The organism is Streptomyces sp. NPDC029138 (assembly GCF_055564375.1).
This window is the reverse complement of the sequence record NZ_JBVHWM010000100.1, coordinates 5,271-26,991: the sequence shown is the minus strand read 5'-3', so window position 1 is coordinate 26,991 and position 21,721 is coordinate 5,271. Positions and strand designations below refer to the sequence as shown.

Annotated in this window: 19 protein-coding genes and 1 pseudogene; 17 read left to right on the top strand and 3 right to left on the bottom strand. The window is 72.6% G+C overall.

Translation table 11 applies throughout. The features are described 5' to 3' along the window. Positions 1-152: 152 nt before the first annotated feature. Complete coding sequence (locus tag ACZ4WH_RS41380) at positions 153-566, bottom strand: pyridoxamine 5'-phosphate oxidase family protein (protein WP_468190746.1); 414 nt, start codon at positions 564-566, stop codon at positions 153-155. Between the two features lie 117 nt (positions 567-683). On the opposite strand from ACZ4WH_RS41380, the gene clpB reads away from it, so the two are divergent. Both clpB and ACZ4WH_RS41370 read left to right on the top strand, forming a co-directional pair. Then, positions 684-3,281: an ATP-dependent chaperone ClpB gene (clpB, locus tag ACZ4WH_RS41375; protein WP_468190744.1), complete on the top strand. Its 2,598-nt coding sequence runs from the start codon at positions 684-686 to the stop codon at positions 3,279-3,281. 105 nt (positions 3,282-3,386) lie between these two features. Beyond that, positions 3,387-3,914: a type III secretion system chaperone family protein gene (locus ACZ4WH_RS41370; RefSeq protein ID WP_365699071.1), complete on the top strand. Its 528-nt coding sequence runs from the start codon at positions 3,387-3,389 to the stop codon at positions 3,912-3,914. A 79-nt stretch (positions 3,915-3,993) separates the two neighbouring features. On the opposite strand, the pseudogene ACZ4WH_RS41365 reads toward ACZ4WH_RS41370, so the two are convergent. Beyond that, positions 3,994-4,425 (bottom strand): annotated as a pseudogene (locus tag ACZ4WH_RS41365) (aminotransferase class I/II-fold pyridoxal phosphate-dependent enzyme); the annotation flags it as partial. A gap of 126 nt (positions 4,426-4,551) precedes the next feature. Here ACZ4WH_RS41365 and ACZ4WH_RS41360 point away from each other — a divergent pair. From ACZ4WH_RS41360 to ACZ4WH_RS41350, 3 genes are all read left to right on the top strand, one after another. After that, positions 4,552-5,106: a Uma2 family endonuclease gene (locus ACZ4WH_RS41360; RefSeq protein ID WP_468190742.1), complete on the top strand. Its 555-nt coding sequence runs from the start codon at positions 4,552-4,554 to the stop codon at positions 5,104-5,106. Between the two features lie 45 nt (positions 5,107-5,151). Continuing rightward, positions 5,152-7,245, top strand: a complete 2,094-nt coding sequence (locus ACZ4WH_RS41355; protein ID WP_468190740.1) for a hypothetical protein — start codon at positions 5,152-5,154, stop codon at positions 7,243-7,245. A gap of 277 nt (positions 7,246-7,522) precedes the next feature. Then, complete coding sequence (locus ACZ4WH_RS41350; protein ID WP_468190738.1) at positions 7,523-7,708, top strand: hypothetical protein; 186 nt, start codon at positions 7,523-7,525, stop codon at positions 7,706-7,708. Between the two features lie 198 nt (positions 7,709-7,906). On the opposite strand, the gene ACZ4WH_RS41345 is transcribed toward ACZ4WH_RS41350, so the two are convergent. Next, positions 7,907-9,106 carry a pyridoxal phosphate-dependent aminotransferase gene (locus tag ACZ4WH_RS41345; RefSeq protein WP_468190736.1) on the bottom strand — a complete coding sequence of 400 codons (1,200 nt, stop codon included), beginning with the start codon at positions 9,104-9,106 and terminating at the stop codon, positions 7,907-7,909. A gap of 141 nt (positions 9,107-9,247) precedes the next feature. On the opposite strand from ACZ4WH_RS41345, the gene ACZ4WH_RS41340 reads away from it, so the two are divergent. The 12 genes from ACZ4WH_RS41340 to ACZ4WH_RS41285 all read left to right on the top strand — a co-directional run bounded on the left by ACZ4WH_RS41340 (position 9,248) and on the right by ACZ4WH_RS41285 (position 21,334). Next, positions 9,248-9,598, top strand: coding sequence for a hypothetical protein (locus ACZ4WH_RS41340; protein WP_468190734.1), 351 nt, complete (start codon positions 9,248-9,250; stop codon positions 9,596-9,598). Positions 9,599-9,964: 366 nt separating this feature from the next. Beyond that, positions 9,965-10,501 carry a DUF2617 family protein gene (locus ACZ4WH_RS41335; protein WP_468190732.1) on the top strand — a complete coding sequence of 179 codons (537 nt, stop codon included), beginning with the start codon at positions 9,965-9,967 and terminating at the stop codon, positions 10,499-10,501. 79 nt (positions 10,502-10,580) lie between these two features. Continuing rightward, positions 10,581-12,215 (top strand): polyamine aminopropyltransferase, encoded by a 1,635-nt coding sequence (locus tag ACZ4WH_RS41330; RefSeq protein ID WP_468190730.1) that lies wholly within the window; start codon positions 10,581-10,583, stop codon positions 12,213-12,215. Between the two features lie 52 nt (positions 12,216-12,267). Beyond that, the gene (locus tag ACZ4WH_RS41325; RefSeq protein ID WP_468190728.1) at positions 12,268-13,131 is read left to right on the top strand and encodes an SRPBCC family protein; all 864 of its coding nucleotides are present in this window, start codon (positions 12,268-12,270) and stop codon (positions 13,129-13,131) included. Positions 13,132-13,184: 53 nt separating this feature from the next. Then, complete coding sequence (locus tag ACZ4WH_RS41320; RefSeq protein ID WP_468190726.1) at positions 13,185-13,973, top strand: aldose epimerase family protein; 789 nt, start codon at positions 13,185-13,187, stop codon at positions 13,971-13,973. Positions 13,974-13,983: 10 nt separating this feature from the next. Then, positions 13,984-14,532, top strand: coding sequence for an orotate phosphoribosyltransferase (gene pyrE, locus ACZ4WH_RS41315; protein ID WP_468190724.1), 549 nt, complete (start codon positions 13,984-13,986; stop codon positions 14,530-14,532). A 144-nt stretch (positions 14,533-14,676) separates the two neighbouring features. Further along, positions 14,677-15,699 carry a class II fructose-bisphosphate aldolase gene (gene fbaA, locus ACZ4WH_RS41310; RefSeq protein ID WP_468190722.1) on the top strand — a complete coding sequence of 341 codons (1,023 nt, stop codon included), beginning with the start codon at positions 14,677-14,679 and terminating at the stop codon, positions 15,697-15,699. 66 nt (positions 15,700-15,765) lie between these two features. Further along, positions 15,766-17,220, top strand: a complete 1,455-nt coding sequence (locus tag ACZ4WH_RS41305) for an MFS transporter (RefSeq protein WP_468190720.1) — start codon at positions 15,766-15,768, stop codon at positions 17,218-17,220. 342 nt (positions 17,221-17,562) lie between these two features. Then, entirely contained in the window at positions 17,563-17,976 is a 414-nt protein-coding gene (locus ACZ4WH_RS41300; RefSeq protein ID WP_030648291.1) for a DUF3151 domain-containing protein, read from the top strand. A 228-nt stretch (positions 17,977-18,204) separates the two neighbouring features. After that, on the top strand, positions 18,205-19,053 hold the full coding sequence (locus tag ACZ4WH_RS41295) for a tryptophan 2,3-dioxygenase family protein (RefSeq protein ID WP_468190718.1): 849 nt from the start codon (positions 18,205-18,207) through the stop codon (positions 19,051-19,053). Beyond that, the gene (gene kynU, locus ACZ4WH_RS41290) at positions 19,046-20,230 is read left to right on the top strand and encodes a kynureninase (RefSeq protein ID WP_468190716.1); all 1,185 of its coding nucleotides are present in this window, start codon (positions 19,046-19,048) and stop codon (positions 20,228-20,230) included. The genes ACZ4WH_RS41295 and kynU overlap by 8 nt, the downstream gene beginning before the upstream one ends. Positions 20,231-20,434: 204 nt before the next feature. Beyond that, positions 20,435-21,334 carry an alpha/beta hydrolase gene (locus ACZ4WH_RS41285; RefSeq protein WP_468190714.1) on the top strand — a complete coding sequence of 300 codons (900 nt, stop codon included), beginning with the start codon at positions 20,435-20,437 and terminating at the stop codon, positions 21,332-21,334. Positions 21,335-21,721 lie beyond the last annotated feature (387 nt).

Below are 21,721 nucleotides of genomic sequence, written 5' to 3'. Positions count from 1 at the left end.
TCCTCCCCCCCCCCCCCCCCCCCCCCCCCCCCCCCCCCCCCCCCCCCCCCCCCCCCCCCCCCCCCCCCCCCCCCCCGCTGCCGTTTGCGGGGACATTTCCGGGTATGGGCGTACTCCGCGGTGACCGCACGGTGGCCGAAAAGCGCCGTGTGTCAGCCGCGTCCCAGCACCCGCTCCACCTCGATCTCGATCACCACCCGGGACGGGTTCGGCGAGGGCGTCCGCTCGTACCGCTCCGCGTACCGCCGCTCCGCCTCCGCGACCCGCTCCGGCTCGGCGCGCACCCGCGCCCGCCCCTCCAGCGTCGCCCAGCGCCGGCCGTCCACCTGGCACACCGCCACCCGGGCCCCCTCGGCCCCGGCCGCGAGCACATGGGCCACCTTCGCGCTCGACTTGTTGGTGATCACCCGGGCCAGCCGCGCCGGGGCGTCGTAGGTCACCCCCACCGGCACCACGTGCGGGCTGCCGTCGGGGCGGAGGGTCGTCAGGGTGCACAGATGCCGTTCGCGCCAGAAGGCGAGATACGGCTCGTCCGGGGCAGCCGGGTTCTGGGAGTACGAGGCCATGCCGTGCAACCTAACCGACACCGCCCGGACCCGTGCGCGGCTTGCCTTGAGTGGAATAGACTCAACTTTGTGTACGTTGGTTGATGCAGGACCGTCGGGTAGGAGGAGAGCGCACACGTGGACGCCGAGCTGACCAACAGGAGCCGGGACGCGATCAACGCGGCGAGCAATCGTGCCGTGACCGAGGGGCACCCGGACCTCACCCCCGCTCACCTGCTGCTGGCTCTGCTCCAGGGGCAGGACAACGAGAACATCACCGACCTGCTCGCGGCCGTCGACGCCGACCAGGCCGCCGTACGCTCCGGCGCGGAGCGCATCCTCGCCGGTCTGCCCAGCGTGACCGGGTCCACCGTCGCGCCGCCGCAGCCGAGCCGCGAGATGCTGGCCGTGATCGCGGACGCGACCGAGCGCGCCAAGGCGCTCGACGACGAGTACCTGTCCACCGAGCACCTGCTCATCGGCATCGCCGCGAAGGGCGGGGCCGCCGGGGACGTGCTCAAGGGGCAGGGCGCCGACGCGAAGAAACTGCAGGAGGCCTTCCAGAAGGCCAGGGGAGGACGCCGCGTGACCACCGCCGACCCCGAGGGCCAGTACAAGGCCCTGGAGAAGTTCGGCACCGACTTCACCGCCGCCGCCCGCGAGGGCCGGCTCGACCCGGTCATCGGGCGGGACCAGGAGATCCGGCGGGTCGTGCAGGTGCTGAGCCGTCGTACGAAGAACAACCCCGTCCTCATCGGTGAGCCGGGCGTCGGCAAGACCGCCGTGGTCGAGGGGCTCGCCCAGCGGATCGTCAAGGGGGACGTGCCCGAGTCGCTGAAGGACAAGCGGCTGGTCGCGCTCGACCTCGGCGCGATGGTGGCCGGTGCCAAGTACCGCGGCGAGTTCGAGGAGCGCCTGAAGGCCGTCCTGTCGGAGATCAAGGAGTCCGACGGGCAGATCATCACCTTCATCGACGAGCTGCACACCGTCGTCGGCGCCGGCGCCGGCGGGGACTCCGCCATGGACGCGGGCAACATGCTCAAGCCGATGCTCGCGCGCGGTGAGCTGCGCATGATCGGCGCGACCACGCTGGACGAGTACCGCGAGCGGATCGAGAAGGACCCGGCACTGGAGCGCCGCTTCCAGCAGGTCTTCGTCGGCGAGCCGAGCGTCGAGGACACCATCGCGATCCTGCGCGGGCTCAAGGGCCGCTACGAGGCCCACCACAAGGTGCAGATCAACGACTCCGCGCTGGTGGCCGCCGCGACCCTGTCCGACCGGTACATCACCTCCCGCTTCCTGCCGGACAAGGCCATCGACCTCGTCGACGAGGCGGCTTCCCGGCTGCGCATGGAGATCGACTCCTCGCCCGTGGAGATCGACGAACTCCAGCGCGCCGTCGACCGGCTGCGGATGGAGGAGCTGGCCCTGAGCAAGGAGACCGACCCGGCCTCCGTCGCCCGCCTGGAGAAGCTGCGCCGCGACCTCGCCGACAAGGAGGAGGAGCTGCGGGGCCTGACCGCCCGCTGGGAGAAGGAGAAGCAGTCCCTCAACCGGGTCGGTGAGCTGAAGGAGCGCCTGGACGACCTGCGCGGGCAGGCCGAACGCGCTCAGCGCGACGGCGACTTCGACACCGCGGCCAAGCTGCTGTACGGCGAGATCCCGCAGCTGGAGAAGGAGCTGGAGGCCGCCTCCGCCGCCGAGGAGGAGGTCACCAAGGACACCATGGTCAAGGAGGAGGTCGGCTCCGACGACATCGCCGACGTCGTCGCCGCCTGGACCGGCATCCCCGCCGGGCGCCTGATGGAGGGCGAGACGCAGAAGCTGCTGCGCATGGAGGAGGAGATCGGCAAGCGGCTCATCGGCCAGGGCGAGGCCGTGCGGGCCGTGTCGGACGCCGTGCGCCGCTCGCGGGCCGGGATCGCCGACCCCGACCGGCCCACCGGGTCCTTCCTCTTCCTCGGCCCGACCGGCGTCGGCAAGACCGAACTGGCCAAGGCGCTCGCGGACTTCCTCTTCGACGACGAGCGGGCCATGGTCCGCATCGACATGTCGGAGTACGGCGAGAAGCACAGCGTGGCCCGGCTGGTCGGCGCGCCCCCCGGGTACATCGGCTACGAGGAGGGCGGCCAGCTCACCGAGGCCGTGCGGCGGCGCCCGTACAGCGTGATCCTGCTGGACGAGGTGGAGAAGGCCCACCCCGAGGTCTTCGACATCCTGCTCCAGGTGCTGGACGACGGACGGCTGACGGACGGTCAGGGCCGGACGGTCGACTTCCGCAACACCATCCTGGTGCTCACCTCCAACCTGGGCAGCCAGTTCCTGATGGACCCGCTGATCGGCGAGGAGCAGAAGAAGGAGCAGGTGCTGGAGGTCGTCCGGTCCTCCTTCAAGCCGGAGTTCCTCAACCGGCTGGACGACCTGGTGGTCTTCTCGGCGCTGACCAAGCCCGAGCTGGAGCGGATCGCAGGGCTCCAGATCGACCGGCTGGCCAAGCGGCTGGCCGAGCGGCAGCTCACCCTGGACGTCACGCCGGAGGCGCTGGCCTGGCTGGCGGAGGAGGGCCTGGACCCGGCCTACGGCGCCCGGCCGCTGCGCCGACTGGTGCAGACCGCCATCGGCGACCGGCTCGCCAAGGAGATCCTGTCCGGCGAGGTCAAGGACGGCGACACGGTCCGCGTGGACCGCTTCGGCGAGGGCCTGCTGGTCGGCCCCGCGACCGGAAAGACCCTCTAGCGGACACCCCGGCTGTCAGCTGTGGGCTGACCGGCGGGTCGGGGGTTGCCATCCCCCGACCCGCCGGTGGGAGGATGGCCGCATCCGCATGAAGGGAAAAACACGGTGAGCATCGACCCGTCCTCGATTCCGAATTTCGGGGGCCAGCCCGAACCGCAGCCAGGACCGGCGGGCCCCGTCCTCCCGGATCAGGACCTGGTGAAGCAGCTTCTCGACCAGATGGAGCTGAAGTACGTCGTGGACGAGGAGGGTGACCTCGCCGCGCCGTGGGAGCAGTTCCGCACCTACTTCATGTTCCGGGGAGAGGCCGAACAGGCGATCTTCTCGGTGCGGACCTTCTACGACCGCCCCCACAAGATCGACGAGAAGCCGCAGCTGCTGGAGTCCATCGACGACTGGAACCGCCGCACTCTGTGGCCCAAGGTGTACACCCACACCCATGACGACGGCACCGTCCGTCTCATCGGCGAGGCCCAGATGCTGATCGGCACGGGCGTCGACATCAACCACTTCGTCTCCTCCACGGTCAGCTGGGTGCGGGCCGCGATCGAGTTCGACAAGTGGCTGGTCGAGCAGCTCGGCCTGGAGCAGGAGGTCAACGACTCGGAGCAGCCCGAGGACGACGGGGAGTAACCCGACCCGGCCGGTCCGGGGGCCTTCCGCTCCCGGACCGGATTCCTCGCGCTGACACACGCCGCAGCGGCTCCGGCGCTCACATGCGCCGCAGCCGCTCCGCCGCCTCGCGGAGGACTTCCTCCCGCTTGCAGAAGGCGAACCGCACGAACGGCGCCCCCGCCTCCCGGTCGTCGTGGAAGACCGCGTTCGGGATGGCCACCACGCCCGCCCGCTCCGGCAGCGCGCGGCAGAAGGCGAAGCCGTCCTTCTCGCCCAGGGGCCGGATGTCGGTGGTGATGAAGTACGTCCCGGCCGGCCGGAACACCTCGAAGCCCGCCGCCGTGAGCCCCTCCGCCAGGATCTCCCGGCGCGCCGGCATGCCCTGGCGGAACTCCTCGAAGTAGGAGTCGGGCAGGGCCAGGGCCTCGGCCACCGCGTACTGGAACGGGCCCGAGGAGACGTACGTCAGGAACTGCCTCACCGCGCGCACCGCGCTGACCAGCCCGGGAGCGGCCGTCACCCAGCCGACGCCGCGTTCACACACCTACTCGTTGGTCGCGGTGTCGTGTCCGGACCAGGTTCACAGCCGTACCGCCGGGATCGGTGACAGGGCGCTGTCCGCCGTATCCTGACCACACACGGGAAGGAGCCGTCCATGAGCGTCGACGCGATCGTGCACACCGAGTTCCCCAAGGGGTACACGGTCCTGTTCGGGGCCGACGGAAAGGTGATCATGACTCCGCAGAGCTTCGAGCACTCCAGCACGATCAAGTCGATGCAGTACGACACGATCGTGTCGCTCGGACGCCACGCGAAGACCGTCTCCGACGTCTACATCGACTTCCCCGCCGACGAGTATTCCGCCCCCGATCTGGCGATCCTGCGTGAGGACGCCCGCCGGGAGGGCAAGCGCTACAGCTTCGAGGACGTCCTGCTGATCTCCGAGGTCGTCTCGACGTCTTCCGCACGCAAGGACTACGACGACTGCACCGCGAAGTACGGCCGCTACGGAATTCCGATCTACCTGGTCGTGGACCCCTACGCCCAGGAAGTCGTCCTTCACACCCAGCCGACCGCCACCGGTTACATCGCCGCACACACCCACAAGTACGGCACGGGCAAGCTCCCCATCCCCCTGGCCGACGGCCGCACCTTCACCCTCGACCTCGACGAACTTCCGCGTCCGGAACCCGAGGCGGACGCCCGCTGACGAGGGAGGCCCCGGCCTCCGCGCCCGGGAGGGGCGTCGCGGCGCATGCGGATGCGGTTCGAACCCGAGGCCGAGGAGGAGTTCGAGGCGGCGCGTGGGCTGCTGGTCGACCGCCTGGTTCGGTGGGCCGGGGAGCAGGGGCTGCCGGTGGACGGGTTCACGGCCGAGACGGTGCTGGACTACCGGCACCGTGCGAGTGCCGACGGCCGCCTGGGTCTGTGGGAGTCGCGCCATGTGGAGGAGCTACTGCTCTCCTGGCTTCCCCAGCAGGTCACCGAGCTTCTCGGGGAGGAACGCGCCGACGCCCCGGGCACACTGCGCACGCTATTGCGCTATCTGCACGCCGCGCAGTTGGCGGACCCGCGCGGCCCCTCACTCCAGGATTCCCTTGCCGCGGTCGACAGGGTCGCGGAACAGCATCTGGCGGCGATGACGGACCGTACCCGTTGGGGATTGGCGAAGTTCTGGGCGACGACGGCCGCGGAGCAGGGCGTGGACGTCCAGGACGGCGCGGCGTTTCAGCGCTTCGCGGACCGGGCGCAGCGCGGGGAGGTCACCTACGATCAGCAGACTCTCGCCGCGATCATGGAACGGCGGCTGACCGGCCGCGCGCTGTCCGGCGTGGCCCGGGCCGAGCCGCAACTGCCCGTGATGCTTCCCCCGGACGACGAGCTGCGCCGACGGGCCGAGGCGTCGACGACCGTGGCGCAGTTGCGGGGACTCACCGAATGGGCGGGGCAGGGCGGCCGCCCGGTGACGGCGACGGGACGGCTGCGGATGGCGGAGGCCCGCGAGCTGGTGGACGTACTCGGCACCGGCGACAGCGCCGAGGGGGCGCGCGCTTCGGCAGACCTGCCGCGGCTGGGACTGCTGATGGAGTGGGCGAAGAAGGCACGGCTGGTCCGGGTGGTCAAGGGGCGGTTGTACGCGGTGGCCAAGGCCAGACCGGTGCTGGCCGACCCGCTCCAGCTGTGGCTGCGCGCCTTCGACGCGTGCTTCGAGCTGCGGCAGGCCCTGATCGGGGCACGCAGCGGCCGGCACGTCGAGTCGATGCTCTTCGACGTCTACGAGGACGTTCTGGACGACGTGCTGAACACGCTCTACAGCCTGCCGTACCCGATGCCCTGGCCGCGGCTGCGCGACACGGTACACCTGGCCTGTCGGACCTCCTTCCAGCTCGACGCCGGGTTGGACCTTCAGCACCGGATGTGGTTCGAGCACGCCGACCGGGACCTGGGCACGGTGCTCGACCTGCTGGACGACCTGGGTGCCATCGAGCGTGACCGTGGGATGGCCGATCCGGTGTTCCTCGCCGTCGATCTCTCCGATGCCGGAGCCGAGCGGCTCGCGGACATGCCGCCGGAGCTCGCGGAGCTGCTGGGCGTCGCGGGGGCGGCGACGGATCCGGCGGCGCGGGAGCGCGCCGATGCCCGGCGTGAGGAGCTGACCGCCGGGCCGGTCGAGCTCATCCGTCTCACCGAGCTCGGTACCCGGGCCGTACGACAGCGGCTGCTGGCGGTCGGCAGGGACGCACCGCTGGTCGGTGAACTGGCCCAGGCGCCGGCGGCGGGCCTGCTGGGGGTGCTGGCCGATGACTACGACCCGGACGCCGCCCACTTGGAGCTGGCCTGTTGGATCACGGCCCGCGGCGAGCGAGAGCCCGCACTGCGGCAACTGACCGACGCTGTGAGGACCATGCCTTTCCGTACGCGTGCGCAGGCGATGCTCGACGTGCTGCCGGCGGCGTTGCCGGACGGTGAGGGCGAACGGCTGCTGCATACCCTGCGTCGCGACACCCAGCTGGCGCCTCTGGCGCTGAACGTGCTGGCGCGGCATGAGTCGCTGTCCCCGCAGGACATGACCGATGCCGAGCATCTGCTGGTGCTCGCCGAGAACCTGCTCCAGCTCGTGGAGCTGGCGGGCGGCCCAGGCAGCGCCGAGGAGACGCTACGCGTCCAGGGCCCCCAGCTCAGGGATGCGATTGCCGCCGCCCTGGACTCGGCGCACCCGGACCGGACCGGACTCGAAGAGCTCGGGCAGCTGGCGGCCCGGGCACTGCGTACTCCTGCCGCCCGACTCGGCCGCACCCGCAAACGCGGGCGACCTGCCGGCAAGAGCGGCCGCAAACCGCGCCGCTGACCAGCGGCGCTGCCGCCCAGCGGATGGGACGAGAACGGCCTACGGGCCGTGCACGGGGCGCTCCACGCGCAGGACGGGGTGGCGCTGCTTACCGGGTGCGCCGTGGAACCGCGCGTGAGGTACTGCAACTGGCCGGGGACGGTGTGGCCGGGGCCGTGGCGCAGGGCCTGCCGGTGGCTGCGGAGATGGCGGCCTCGGTTCGTCGGCGCACTTGACGAGCGCGGCTTCCGGGGAGGCGGCGGCCCCCCTCCTGCGCCCGATCCCAGTCGATCTGGAGATGCTCGCCATGCTGTTGGAGGGCGACCCGGTCGAATCCGGTGGCAGGATCGACCTGCTCACCGAGGAGTGCTGGCCGGCGTTCACCGACGAGTGGTCGCCGGAGCCCGAGGCCGAGGAAACGGACGGCCCCGAGCGATGGCTGTACGTGCCGGGCGCCTGGCCGGTACCACCGGTTCTGCGATGAGCGGAAGCGTGGCCGGGCCCGCGCCTGGCTGGCCGAGGAGGGCTACTGCCCGCCCATTGCCTCCTTCGCGGAGTCCGGTTCGGGTTCGTATCCTTCGGGGCCGATATGACTCTCTGCCGCCCCTGTCCAGCATGATCCGAGGGTGCTGTCACCGGTCCCGGCCAAATCCGTTGCAGCGAGCCCAGAGGCGGCGTGCGTTCAGGACGCCAGGCGCCGCAGGCGTCTCGTGGCCTCGTCGAGAACGTCGTCCCTCTTGCAGAAGGCGAAGCGGACCTGGCTGCGGCCGGCATCCGGGTCGTCGTAGAAGACCGAGTTGGGGATGGCGACGACGCCGCAGCGCTCGGGGAGCGCGCGGCAGAAGGCGTGGGCGTCCTTCTCTCCCAGAGGGGTGATGTCGGTGGTGATGAAGTACGTGCCCTGCGGCTGGTAGACCTTGAACCCGGCCGCGCGCAGGCCGGCGCCGAGCAGGTCGCGCTTGCGGCGGAGGTCGGCGCGCAAGCTGTCGAAGTATGCGTCCGGCAGGCGCAGCGCTTCGGCGACCGCGTACTGGAAGGGGCCCGCGCTGACGTAGGTCAGGAACTGCTTGACGGTCCGGACCGCGGAGACGAGCGGGCCGTTCGCCGTGACCCAGCCAACCTTCCATCCGGTGAACGAGAAGGTCTTGCCGGCCGACCCGATGCTGACCGTCCGCTCGCGCATCCCGGGGAACGTGGCCAGCGGCAGATGCTCCGCGTCGTCGAAGACCAGGTGCTCGTACACCTCGTCGGTCACCACCAGCAGGTCCCGCTCCACCGCCAGCTCGGCGATCGCGGCCAGCTCCGCGCGCGTGAGGACGGTGCCGGTCGGGTTGTGCGGGGTGTTGATCAGCAGCAGCCGGGTGCGGTCGGTGACCGCCGCGCGCAGCTCGTCCAGGTCCAGCCGGAAGCCGGCCCCCTCGCCGGTGTGGGGCCGCAGCGTCACCGGCACCCGGGTGCCGCCCGCCATCGCGATGTTCGCCGCGTACGAGTCGTAGTACGGCTCCAGTGCCACCACCTCGTCCCCCGGCTCGACCAGCGCCAGCAGCGCGGCCGCGATGGCCTCGGTCGCGCCCGCCGTGACCAGCACCTCGGTGTCGGGGTCGTAGGACAGGCCGTAGCGGCGCAGCTGGTGCGCGGCGATCGCGGTGCGCAGCTCGGGGATGCCGGGGCCGGGCGGGTACTGGTTGCCACGGCCGTCGCGGAGCGCCCGTACGGCGGCCTCCCGGATCTCCTCGGGCCCGTCCGTGTCGGGGAAGCCCTGGCCCAGGTTGATCGACCCGGTCGCCACGGCGAGCGCCGACATCTCGGCGAAGATCGTCGTCCCGAACGCGGCGAGCCGGCGGTTGAGGTGGGGGCGTGCGCTGGAGGTCATGCCGGTCATCCTGCGCTCAAGCTCTGGAGTTCCTCAACTCTGCTTTGCGGTCCGGCGCGGCCGGGCATCCCCCGGTCACCGCGGTAGGACGCGGCAACAGCGAGGCGCCCACGGGGGGCCGCTTCGGGGGAACGGAAGGAGGGTGGCGCCATGACCGTCGGCATCATCCTGGCGGTGGCCGTGGTTCTGGTCATCGCGGCGGCGGCGGGCCGTAACCGCCGCAACCGGCGCGGCGGAGTGTCGCTCGGCAAGGGCGGCCGGCGGAACCGGGCGTACCGCGCGTCGGCGTCCTCGTCGTCTTCGGCGGCCTACGCGGCGGGCGGGGGCGACAGCAGCTGGTGGGCCGGCGGCGGGGACTCCGGCTCGTCGGGCGGACACGGTGGGCACGGCGGCCACCACGGGGGGCACTCCTGCGGAGGCGGTTCGTCCTGCGGCGGGGGCTCGTCGTGCGGCGGGGGTTCGTCGTGCGGCGGCGGGGGCGGATGCGGCGGAGGCGGCTGACACGGGGCAGCCGAGCTTCCGGAACAGGGGGATCCGCATCCGGGCCGCACACGTCCGGGATGCGGCCCGCGTCCGGGCCGCACACGGCCGGGTGGCCGTCGGGGGAAGACCGTCCGGCGGGCGCTCGGCCGCGTTCTTTTTCCGCGCCGGGCGCACGCCGTAGTTGAACAGTTGAGCTGTGGAGCCCTCTGAGGGATGGAAACCCCACGAAGTTGGGTAAAAACGCTGTGGCGGCGCCACTGTTCATGATTCCCTCTAAACCGCCAACGCAGCCCCTCGGACGTCCCCCAGGCTCCCCACCCCGGCCGGGCCGGCTGGGCTGACATGGCCGATCTCCCCCTCCTTGCGTGTTAGCGGAGCCGATCCATGCTCACGACCCTGAACACCACCTACACCGATACGCGCGCCGCCGATCTCGCCTGGGCCCTGGGACGCGAGCCGCTGCCCGCCCTGGCCACCCTGGATCTCGAACTCACCGGCGCGAAGCTCCAGTTGAGACTGCTCGGCGCGTCCCACCAGGTGCTCCTGGACGAGGAGCGAGGCCGCTGTTCGGAGACGGTCGCCTGCATCCCCGGCTCCAGCACCCCGCTGCCGCTGGGCGTCGCCAAGCGCGTCGGCGACTGGGAATACGAGTTCGCCGCCCGCGTGGAGGTGCTCACCCCCGGCTCGTTCGCGGGCCGCGCCCAGGAACTGCTGGCCCTCGTCTCCGACCATCCGCACGGCCTCGCCGGAGTCTTCCCGGGCAGCCCGCACGCCTTCACGGCGATGCTGGCCCAGCACCAGGAGGGCCAGGTGCACTGGCGCACCTGGCACGCCTACCCGCAGGACGGCCAGCTGGTGGCCACCCGGACCCGGGTCGGGGCACGGACGCGGACGGCGGCCCGGAACCCCGCGGCGACATAAACCCGCCATGCGTCAACCGCCCTCAGATCCACACGTGTGGGTGACGAGGCGTGGCGAGCAAGTGACGTAACGTCGCAGCGTGATCGAACCGCACGCCCCCGCGCCCCCGGGCGCCCCGCCCTCCTGGACAGGCCCCGCACGGCTGCCCGTCCGGCCCGGCACCGGGCGGTTCCTGGTCCTCGTGTGCGTCTTCGTCTGCGCGGCCTGCGGACTCGTGTACGAACTCGAACTGGTCGCCTTCGCCTCGTACCTGATCGGCGACTCGGTCACCCAGGCCTCCGTGGTGCTCTCCGTGATGGTGTTCGCGATGGGCATCGGCTCGCTCGGCGCCAAGCGGCTGCGCTGGCACGCGGCGGCCGGATTCGGCGCGGTCGAGTCGGCCCTCGCGCTGATCGGCGGGTGCAGCGCCATGGCCCTGTACGCGGTCTTCGCATGGACCGCCGGCTGGGGCGGGATGTGGGCCGACGGGCCGCGCTGCCTGCTGGTCGCCTTCTCCCTCGCCATCGGCCTGCTCATCGGCGCCGAGGTCCCGCTGCTGATGGAGCTGATCCAGCGCATCCGCCGGCAGGACGCGGGCGGCGCGGTGGCCGACCTGTTCGCCGCGGACTACGTCGGCGCGCTGGTCGGCGGTCTCGCCTTCCCCTTCCTGCTGCTGCCGTTCCTCGGCCAGCTGACGGGCGCCCTGCTGACGGGGACGGTCAACGTCGTCGCGGGCGGCGCCCTGGTCCTCGGCCTCTTCCGCCGCGACCTCACCCGCCGCGCCCGCTGGACCCTGCTCCTCGCCGGGCTCACCGTGCTCGGCGTCCTCGCCTCCGCCGCCGCCCTCGCCGGCGACTTCGAACGGGCCGCCCGGCGCGCGGTGTACGGCACGGACGTCCGGGTGGCCGTGCAGACCGACGTCCAGGAGGTCGTCCTGGCCGGCGGCACCCACGGCGAACCCCTCGACCTCTTCCTCGACGGCCGCCTCCGGGTCGGCGGCCGGGACGAGCACCGCTACCACGAGGCCCTGGTCCGGCCGGCCCTCACCGGCCCGCACGCGCGCGTGCTGATCCTCGGCGGCGGCGACGGCCTGGCCGCCCGCGAGGTGCTGCGCCACCCCGGGGTGCGCCGCGTGGACGTCGTCGAACTCGACCCCGGCCTGGTGCGGCTGGCCCGCGGCGACCCCGGCCTGGCCGCCGTCAACGGGCACGCGTTCGGCGACCGGCGCGTGCACGTCACCACGGCCGACGCGCTCACCTGGCTGCGGGAGGCGCGCGGACCGGCGTACGACGTCGTGATCAGCGACCTCCCCGACCCCGGCATCACCGCCAGCACCAAGCTCTACTCCCAGGAGTTCTACGGCCTGGCCCGCCGCGTCCTGGCCCCGGACGGCCGCCTGGTGGTGCACGCGGGGCCCGTCACCGCCCGGCCCCGCGCCTTCTGGACCGTCGCCGCGACCCTGCGCGCCGCCGGCTTCGCCGCCTCGCCGTACCGGGTGCCCGGCCACGACTCCGCCTTCGCGGCCGGCCCCGACCGCTCGACGGGGGCGTCCCGGGCACCACACGACTGGGGGTTTCTGCTGGCGGCGCGCGGGGATGCCGCGCCCGCTCTGCGCGTGGGCCGCGAGCGCGCGGGGACCTTGACGCAGGCCGGGCTGACGGCGGACGCGCGGGCGGCGGAACGGACGCGGGTGGCCGGGGTGCCGGTGTCGACGCTGGTGCATCCGAGGTACTGAGAGGCTTCACGCCCGGGTGAGTTCCGGCGACAACTGGGTAGGCTCCACGGACATGGAGCACCAGGTCTTCGTCCCGGCCCCCGCCGACAGGCTCAGCGCGGCACTGGCCGACCAGACACGCGTGGCCCGGGCGATTCCCGGCCTGCAACAGGACGCCGGTGCCGAACCGATCACCGGCCGGCTGAAGCTGAGGGTGGGCGGACACTCCGTCACCTACCGCGGCACGGCCCGGGTGACCGCCCGCGAGGGCGGCGCGTACGCCGTCGTGGGCGACGCCACCGAGGCCCGCGGCACCGGCGCGGTCAAGCTCGCCCTGACCCTGCGCCTCGCGGACACCGAGGGCGGTTGCACGGTCACGGCCGAGGGCACGGTGGACGCGACCGGCCGGATCGCGGAACTGCCGGCGGAGACGGTGACCGCGGCGGCGACCAGACTGCTGAACCGTTTCGTGGAGTCCCTGGCCGCCGGTGCCGACGCGGACGCCGGTGCCGACGCGGATGCCGACGCCGACGCCGACGAGCAGCCGAAGGCCCCCACCGGCGCCACCCACACCTCCGTCTTCGAGACCGAGATCCCCCCGTCCGCCCTGGCCCCGGACGCGGACGCGGACGAGGACACGGACACGGACGTCGACACGGACGCCGACACCGGGATCGTCACCGCCTACCCCGACCGCTCCTCCGGCGACTTCGCCGACACCGGTGAACCCCCCGCCGAGGCCGCGCACGCCCGCCGCACGATGATCGGCCGCAGCGCCGAGGAGGTCGACCACGCCCCGCCGCGCGGCCGCTACGCCCCGGTCCCGGCGCCGCAGACGGTCACGGCGACATCGGCACTGCGCTGGGCGGCACCGGCGGCGGCACTGGTGGTGGCCTCAGCGATCGTCGTCAGCAGGGCGCTGCGAAAACGCCGCTGAGCGAAAGCGCGCGGCCGAAGTGGGCGCCGTTCTCCGCCAAGTACTGTCTTCCCGTGAGTAACGAAGACATCACGCTGACCGCAGGCGAAGCGGAAGCACGCGTCAGCCCGGCCAACGGCGGCCGTATCGGCAGCCTCAGGATCGGCTCCCTGGAACTGCTGAGGCAAGGGCCCCGCTACGGCTGCTTCCCGATGGTGCCCTGGTGCGGCCGCATCCGGGACGGCCGCTTCCTGGACGGCGGCACCGTCCGCCAGATGCCGCTCAACTCCCCGCCGCACGCCATCCACGGCACCGCGCGCGACGGCGCCTGGCGCACCGCGCGCGTCACGGAGAACGAGGCGGTGATCACGTACGAGCTGACCGACCCCTGGCCGCACCCCGGCCGTGTCACCCAGATCGTCTCGCTCGCCGAGGACGGCCTGACGCTGACGATGTCCGTGGAGACGTACGACGACTCCTTCCCGGCGCAGCTCGGCTGGCACCCGTGGTTCCACCGCAACCTCGGCGGCGAGGACGTCCGGCTGGACTTCAAGCCCGCCTGGCAGGAGGAGCGCGGCGCCGACCACCTGCCCACCGGCAACCGCGTCGACCCGCGGCCCGGCCCCTGGGACGACTGCTTCGGCATGCCCGGCGGCGTCGACGTCACCCTCACCTGGCCGGGACAGCTGGAGCTGAAGGTGGCGAGCCGCGAGGAGTGGGTGGTGGTCTACGACGAGCAGGCCGAGGCCGTCTGCGTGGAGCCGCAGACCGGGCCGCCCAACGGGCTGAACACCCTCCCGCGCCTGGTCACCCCGCTGGACCCGCTGGAAGCCGGCACCACCTGGAGCTGGCGGCGGCTCTAAGCTGGTCGGCATGACGGACGTACGCGGCGCGCTGCTGCAACAGATCAAGGACAAGGCCGTGGTGCACGGCAAGGTGACCCTCTCCTCCGGTCTGGAGGCCGACTACTACGTCGACCTGCGCCGCATCACCCTCGACGGCGAGGCCGCCCCGCTGGTCGGCCAGGTACTGCTGGATCTGACCGCGGACCTGGAGTTCGACGCGGTCGGCGGGCTCACCATGGGCGCCGACCCGGTCGCCGCCGCCCTGCTGCACGCCGCCGCCGCGCGCGGGCGCAGGCTCGACGCGTTCGTCGTCCGCAAGGCCGCCAAGGCGCACGGGCTCCAGCGGCGCGTCGAGGGCCCGGACATCGCGGGCCGCCGGGTCCTGGTGGTGGAGGACACCTCCACCACCGGCGGTTCCCCGCTGACCGCCGTGGAGGCCGTGCGCGAGGCCGGTGCCGAGGTCGTCGCCGTCGCCACCATCGTGGACCGGGCGACCGGTGCCGCCGAGAAGATCGAGGCCGGCGCGGGCGTTCCGTACCGTTTCGCCTTCTCGAAGGATGAACTGGGTCTGGACTGACCGGGCGGTGTGACCTGCACTTGACCGGGGCGCCGACCCAGCACCCCATGTCTGGAAAGATGGGGCCGACGATGACGTCGCACCCCAGGTCTAGGTCAGGGCCGTAACGCAGAACGCCAACCCGCAACACAAGGAGCGGACAGAATGCCCATCGCAACCCCCGAGGTCTACAACGAGATGCTCGACCGGGCGAAGGCAGGCAAGTTCGCCTACCCGGCCATCAACGTGACCTCCTCGCAGACCCTGAACGCGGCCCTGCGCGGCTTCGCGGAGGCGGAGAGCGACGGCATCGTCCAGATCTCGACCGGTGGGGCCGAGTTCCTCGGCGGGCAGTACAGCAAGGACATGGTGACCGGTGCCGTGGCGCTCGCCGAGTACGCGCACGTCCTCGCCGAGAAGTACCCGGTCAACATCGCCCTGCACACCGACCACTGCCCGAAGGACAAGCTCGACGGGTACGTGCGTCCGCTGCTCGCGATCTCCGAGGAGCGCGTCAAGGCCGGCCGCAACCCGCTGTTCCAGTCGCACATGTGGGACGGCTCCGCCGAGACCCTCGCCGACAACCTCGCCATCGCCCAGGAGCTGCTGGAGCGCGCCCGCGCCGCCAGGATCATCCTGGAGGTGGAGATCACCCCGACCGGTGGTGAGGAGGACGGCGTCACCCACGAGATCAACGACGAGCTGTACACCACCGTCGACGACGCGATCCGCACCGCCGAGGCCCTGGGCCTGGGCGAGAAGGGCCGCTACCTGCTGGCCGCCTCCTTCGGCAACGTGCACGGCGTGTACAAGCCGGGCAACGTCGTCCTGCGCCCGGAGCTGCTGAAGGAGCTGAGCGAGGGCGTCGCCGCCAAGTTCGGCAAGGCCTCCCCGTTCGACTTCGTCTTCCACGGCGGCTCCGGCTCCACCGAGCAGGAGATCCTGACCGCGCTGGAGAACGGCGTGGTGAAGATGAACCTCGACACGGACACCCAGTACGCCTTCACCCGTCCGGTCGCCGGCCACATGTTCCAGAACTACGACGGCGTCCTGAAGGTCGACGGCGAGGTCGGCAACAAGAAGGCCTACGACCCGCGCACCTGGGGCAAGCTGGCCGAGGAGAGCATGGCCGCGCGTGTCGTCCAGGCCACGCAGCACCTGCGCTCGGCGGGCAACAAGATCAAGTAAGCGGTACGGCGTTCCGGCGGGCCCGGCGGCTGTCCATGCCGCCGGGCCCGCTGTATACCTGGGGGCATGCCCGACGTCCGGCTCGCCTCGCCCCAGGGCAAGTGGATCCTGCTCACCACGGTCCTCGGCTCCAGCATGGCGATGCTGGACTCCACCGTCGTCAACGTCGCCCTGCCGCGCATCGGCCACGACCTGGACGCCGACCTCGCCGCCCTCCAGTGGACGGTCAACGCGTACATGGTCACGCTGGCCGGGCTGATCCTGCTGGGCGGCTCGCTGGGCGACCGCTACGGCCGCCGGAAGATCTTCGTCCTCGGGGTCGTCTGGTTCGCGGCGGCCTCCCTGCTGTGCGGTCTGGCCCCCACCTCAGGCATCCTCATCGCCGCCCGCGCCCTCCAGGGCATCGGCGGCGCCCTGCTCACCCCCGGCTCGCTCGCGCTCATCCAGGCGTCCTTCCACCCCGACGACCGCAGCCGCGCGGTCGGCCTGTGGTCCGGCTTCGGCGGGATCGGCGCCGCCGTCGGCCCCTTCCTCGGCGGCTGGCTGGTGGCCGGCCCCGGCTGGCGCTGGGTGTTCCTCCTCAACGTGCCCGTGGCGCTGCTGTGCGCGCCGATCGCGCTGCGGCACGTGCCGGAATCGGGCGATCAGCGTGCCCACGGCCGCTTCGACGTCCTGGGCGCGGCCCTGGGGGCCCTTGCCCTCGCCCTGCTGACGTACGCGCTGATCGAGGCGCGGGGCGGCTCGCTGGCGGTGGCCCTGACCGGGGCGGCGGGCCTCGCGGCGGCGGTGGGCTTCGTGCACGTGGAGCGCCACCGCGCCGACCCGATGCTCCCGCCGGACATCTTCGCCTCGCGCCAGTTCACGGCGGTCAATCTCGTCACCCTGTGCGTGTACGCGGCCTTCGGCGGGTTCTTCTTCCTCACGGCGCTCCAGCTCCAGGTGGTGGCGGGGTACTCGCCGCTCGCCGCCGGTACGGCCCTGCTGCCCACCACGGCCCTGATGCTGCTGTTCTCCTCCCGCTCCGGCGCGCTGGCCGACCGTACCGGGCCGCGCCTGCCGCTGACGGTGGGCCCGCTGCTGTGCGCGGCGGCGATGCTGCTGATGCTGCGGGTGGGGAAGGGGGCGGACTACCTGACCGACGTGCTCCCGGCGCTCCTCGTGATGGGCGCCGGCATGGTCACCCTGGTCGCGCCCCTGACGGCCACGGTCCTCGCCTCCGTCGACACCGCGCGGGCGGGCCTGGCCAGCGGCATCAACAACGCGGCGGCGCGGGCGGCGGGGCTGCTGGCCGTCGCTGCGCTGCCGCTGCTGGCGGGGATGGGGGCGGAGGCGTACCGGTCGCCCACGGCGTTCGACGCGGCGTTCGACCGGGCGATGCCGATCTGCGCGGGGGCGCTGCTGCTGGGCTCGGCGATCGCGTTCGCCCTGGTCCGCCGCCCGGCGCCGGGCTGCCGCCGCCCGGAATGCCGGACCCACGGCAACGTGACGGCTCCGCCGTTGGAGGCCGACAGGCAGGGGTGAGCGCGGCGGCTTCTTCGGCTGCGGCCCGGTGGGGGCTGGTCGCGCAGTTCCCCGCGCCCCTGGGGGACTGGGGTGCCGTCGGCTGTGTGGTGGCGTCGGCGTGGGCAGCCGTGGCGCCGTAGCCTGTGGTGGTTCTTCGGGCGCGGCTCGGTGGGGGCTGGTCGCGCAGTTCCCCGCGCCCCTGGGGAGCTGCGGTGCCGTCGGCTGTGTGGTGGCGTCGTAGGCTGTGGTGGTTCTTCGGGCGCGGCTCGGTGAGGGCTGGTCGCGCAGTTCCCCGCGCCCCTGGGGGCGCTCGCGGACCGTGCCGAGTCGGTTGCCGGGGTCATGCGCGAAACTGAAGCCATGACGATTCACGAGAACCTTCTCGGTGGTCCGCCCCCGACTCACCTCCCCGACGACCCGGGGCCCCGCGAGGCCCTGGCGAACGGCACCGCGCCCGCGGACGTCGCCGCCAAGTACCCCACCTCCTCCCTCGCCTGGGCCCAGCTGGCCGACGAGGCGTTCGAGCGGGGCTCGGTCGTGGAGTCGTACGCCTACGCCCGGACGGGCTATCACCGTGGGCTGGACGCGCTGCGCCGGAACGGCTGGAAGGGCCATGGCCCGGTGCCGTGGGAGCACGAGCCGAACCGTGGTTTCCTGCGCGCCCTGCACGCCCTCGCCCGCGCCGCCCAGGCGATCGGCGAGCAGGAGGAGTACGAGCGCTGCACGCAGTTCCTGAAGGACTCCTCGCCGACGGCGGCCCAGACCCTGGGCTGACCCGTACGGGACGCATGAGTCCGCCCCGGCCCCGCGCCGCGACGCCCCTCCCGGGCGCGGAGGCCGGGGCCCATGGGGCTGTCGCGGGAGTTGAGCGCGTTTCCCCCGCGGCCTGATCGGCCTTGCCGTATCCGGAAGCATTGCGGAGGATTCCGTATGGGGACCGGGGCCCCCGTGCCGGCATCGGCAGGGGCGGACCGCTACCCGGAGTGACAACAGGAGACAGCGATGTCCCAACAGGCTCACCCCCCTTACGAGGCCGCTGAGCCCGAGACCCCGAATCTCGATTTCGCGGGGACGACGCCGTACGAGGACTACGTCAAGGCGGACGTCCTCACCCACCTCCAGCACACCCTCTCCGACGACCCCGGAGAGATGGTCTTCCTGGTGACCACCCAGGTCATGGAGCTGTGGTTCACGGTCATCGTGCACGAGTGGGAGACGGCCGCGCAGGCCCTCCGCTCGGACGACGTGCCGACCGCCCTCGCCGCGCTGAAGCGTTCCGTGCGGGAGCTGGAGGCCCTGAACGCCTCCTGGAAGCCGCTCGGCCAGCTGACCCCGGCACAGTTCAACTCCTACCGCGCTGCCCTCGGCGAGGGCTCCGGCTTCCAGTCGGCGATGTACCGGCGCCTGGAGTTCCTGCTCGGCGAGAAGTCCGCGTCCATGCTCGTCCCGCACCGCGGCGCCCCGCGCGTCCACGCGGAACTGGAGAAGGCGCTGCACGAGCCGAGCCTGTACGACGAGGTGGTACGGCTCCTCGCGCGCCGCGGCCACGCGATCCCCGAGTCCGTGCTGCACCGTGACGTCTCCCAGCGCTACGAGCCCTCCGACGCCGTCGAGGCGGCCTGGGCGGAGATCTACTCCGGCGACCAGAACGCCGAACTCGCCCGCCTCGGCGAGGCGTTGAGTGACGTGGCCGAACTGGTCTGGCGCTGGCGCAACGACCACCTGGTCGCCACCCGGCGCGCGATGGGCGCCAAGGCCGGAACCGGCGGCTCCGCGGGTGTGGCCTGGCTGGAGAAGCGCGCCCGCAAGAACGTGTTCCCCGAGCTGTGGACGGCGAGGTCCCATGTCTGAGCTGCCCCTGCTCGCGAAGAAGCTGGACGAGGCCGACGAGCTGGCCGCCCTGCGGGACCGCTTCGTCCTCGACGCGGTGGTCTACCTCGACGGCAACTCCCTCGGCGCCCTCCCCGCGCACGTCCCCGACCGGGTCGCGGACGTCGTCCGCCGCCAGTGGGGCGAACTGCGCATCCGCTCCTGGGAGGAGAGCGGCTGGTGGACGGCGCCGGAGCGGATCGGCGACCGGATCGCCCCGCTGGTCGGCGCGGCGCCGGGCCAGATCGTCGTCGGCGACTCGACCAGCGTCAACGTCTTCAAGGCACTGGTCGCCGCGATCCGCATGGCGGACGACGGCCGTGACGAACTCCTGGTGGACGCGACGACCTTCCCCACCGACGGCTACATCGCCGAGTCGGCGGCCCGGCTGACCGGCCGCACCCTGCGCGCGGTCACCCCTGCCGAGGTGCCGCGGGCGCTGAGCGACCGCACGGCCGCCGTGCTGCTCAACCACGTCGACTACCGCTCCGGCCGGCTGCACGACCTCCCGGCGCTCACCGCCGCGATCCACGCCTGCGGAGCCCTCGCGGTCTGGGACCTGTGCCACAGCGCGGGCGCGCTGCCGGTGGGCCTGGACGAGCACGGTGTGGACCTCGCGGTCGGCTGCACCTACAAGTACCTGAACGGCGGCCCGGGTTCACCGGCGTACCTGTACGTGCGCCGGGAGGTGCAGGACCGCTTCGACTCCCCGCTGCCCGGCTGGAACTCCCACGCCGAGCCGTTCGGCATGAGCCCGTCGTACACCCCGGCGGCGGGCGCGGTGCGCGGCCGGGTCGGCACGCCGGACATCCTCTCCCTGCTGGCGCTGGAGGCCGCCCTCGACGTCTGGGACGGGGTGTCCGTCACCGCCGTCCGCGCCAAGTCCCTGGCACTGACGGACTTCTTCCTGCGGTGCGTGGACGAGTACACCGAGCCGGGCCGCGTGGAGTGCGTGACCCCCGAGCGGCACGCGGAGCGGGGCAGCCAGATCGCCCTGCGCTGCCCGGACGCGGGCGAGGTGATGAAACGCCTGATCGCACGGGGTGTGGTGGGCGACTTCCGGCATCCCGACGTCCTCCGCTTCGGCTTCACCCCGCTGTACGTGGGCTTCCGGGACGTGGAGCGGGCGGCGCGGGTGCTGGGGGAGGAGCTGGCGTAGGGCGGGCGCGGGGGCGGGGTGCGGCGGGTGCGGGGGCTGTCGGCGAGCCCCGCACCGGGCCTTCCGGGGCCCGGAGTACCGGGTGCCCCTCACCGTGCGTGACATCCCCGTGTCCCCGCACGTCACCGGCCTGATACCGTCCCCGCCAACGGCCGATTTCCCACCTGGTCCGCCAAACCCGTTCTGTAGTTGAGAGGTTGGAGCATGCCGGACGACGCCGCCGCAGCCCGCGCCGCCGCCGAAGAGGAGTCGGCCTTCTCGCACTCCCCGGTCGACCCGGACGTCACCGCCGCGTACGGTGACGATCCCGACCAGGTGATCGACTTCTACGCTCCCCGCCCCGGCCCGGACTCCGCCGCTCCCGGCGTCCTCGCCCCGCTGGTCGTCGTCCTGCACGGAGGCGCCTGGCGGGCCCGCTACGACCGCCGCCACATCACCCCCTTCGCGGACTACCTGGCCCGCAGAGGCTTCGCGGTGGCCAACGTGGAGTACAGACGGGGCGGCGAGGACTCGGCCGTTACCCCGGACGACGGCACGCCGCCGGCCGGCCGCTGGCCCGACACCTTCGACGACATCGCGGCGGCCCTGGACGCCCTGCCCGCCCTGGTCCGCGAGGCGCTGCCGCAGGCGGACCCCCGCCGTACGGTCCTGACCGGCCACTCGGCGGGCGGGCACCTGGCGCTGTGGGCGGCGGCCCGCCATGTCCTTCCCCCGGACGCGCCGTGGCGCACCGACGGCCCGGCCGACCTGCGTGGCGTCGTCGCGCTCGCCCCGATCGCGGACTTCGAGGTGGCGGAGAAACTGGAGGTCTGCGCGCACGCGTCCCTCCAACTCCTCGGCGGACCGGACGCCTTCGCCGAGCGCCGCCCGTACGCGGACCCGGCACTGCTCCTGCCGACGGGCATCGCCACGACCCTCGTCCAGGGCCGCACCGACCTGGTCGTACCGCAGCCGGTGGCCGAGTCCTACGCGGAGGCCGCGGCGAAGGCGGGCGAGATGGTGGGCCTGACCCTCCTGGAGGACGTGGGCCACTTCCCCCTGATCGACCCGGCGGCGGACGCCTGCGCGGTGGCGGCGGAGGAGATCGCCCAGCTCGCCTGGTGATACCCGTAGTACCTGAGAACTACCCCGCAGGACAGCTCCCTGGCGGGACGCCGACGAGTGCCTCCGCTCCGTAACTTCCTTCCCTGTCAAGCCCGATGGCCGGGCTGACGGGAAAGGAAGCCGACCATGGGGCACCCCCTGCAACCACCGAAACCGCACGGCACCGCCCCACACCCGACGGCTCCCCGCACCACCCACCCACGACCGCCGACGCCGGTCCAGCCGCAGGGGGCCGGCTCGCAGCCCTTGACGCCGATTCAGGAGCAGGGGGCTCACGCGCACGCGACGGCTCCCCGCGCCACCCATCCGCGACCGCCGGTGCCGGTTCAGCCGCAGGGGGCCGGCTCGCAGCCCTTGACGCCGATTGAGGAGCAGGGGGCTCATGCG

Coding starts and splice junctions, on each gene's coding strand:
- ACZ4WH_RS41380 (WP_468190746.1), bottom strand. CDS start 566: ATGGCCTCGTACTCCCAGAACCCGGCTGCCCCGGACGAGCCGTATCTC.
- ACZ4WH_RS41360 (WP_468190742.1), top strand. CDS start 4,552: ATGAGCGTCGACGCGATCGTGCACACCGAGTTCCCCAAGGGGTACACG.
- ACZ4WH_RS41355 (WP_468190740.1), top strand. CDS start 5,152: ATGCGGATGCGGTTCGAACCCGAGGCCGAGGAGGAGTTCGAGGCGGCG.
- ACZ4WH_RS41350 (WP_468190738.1), top strand. CDS start 7,523: ATGCTCGCCATGCTGTTGGAGGGCGACCCGGTCGAATCCGGTGGCAGG.
- ACZ4WH_RS41345 (WP_468190736.1), bottom strand. CDS start 9,106: ATGACCGGCATGACCTCCAGCGCACGCCCCCACCTCAACCGCCGGCTC.
- ACZ4WH_RS41340 (WP_468190734.1), top strand. CDS start 9,248: ATGACCGTCGGCATCATCCTGGCGGTGGCCGTGGTTCTGGTCATCGCG.
- ACZ4WH_RS41335 (WP_468190732.1), top strand. CDS start 9,965: ATGCTCACGACCCTGAACACCACCTACACCGATACGCGCGCCGCCGAT.
- ACZ4WH_RS41325 (WP_468190728.1), top strand. CDS start 12,268: ATGGAGCACCAGGTCTTCGTCCCGGCCCCCGCCGACAGGCTCAGCGCG.
- pyrE (WP_468190724.1), top strand. CDS start 13,984: ATGACGGACGTACGCGGCGCGCTGCTGCAACAGATCAAGGACAAGGCC.
- fbaA (WP_468190722.1), top strand. CDS start 14,677: ATGCCCATCGCAACCCCCGAGGTCTACAACGAGATGCTCGACCGGGCG.
- ACZ4WH_RS41305 (WP_468190720.1), top strand. CDS start 15,766: ATGCCCGACGTCCGGCTCGCCTCGCCCCAGGGCAAGTGGATCCTGCTC.
- ACZ4WH_RS41300 (WP_030648291.1), top strand. CDS start 17,563: ATGACGATTCACGAGAACCTTCTCGGTGGTCCGCCCCCGACTCACCTC.
- ACZ4WH_RS41295 (WP_468190718.1), top strand. CDS start 18,205: ATGTCCCAACAGGCTCACCCCCCTTACGAGGCCGCTGAGCCCGAGACC.
- kynU (WP_468190716.1), top strand. CDS start 19,046: ATGTCTGAGCTGCCCCTGCTCGCGAAGAAGCTGGACGAGGCCGACGAG.
- ACZ4WH_RS41285 (WP_468190714.1), top strand. CDS start 20,435: ATGCCGGACGACGCCGCCGCAGCCCGCGCCGCCGCCGAAGAGGAGTCG.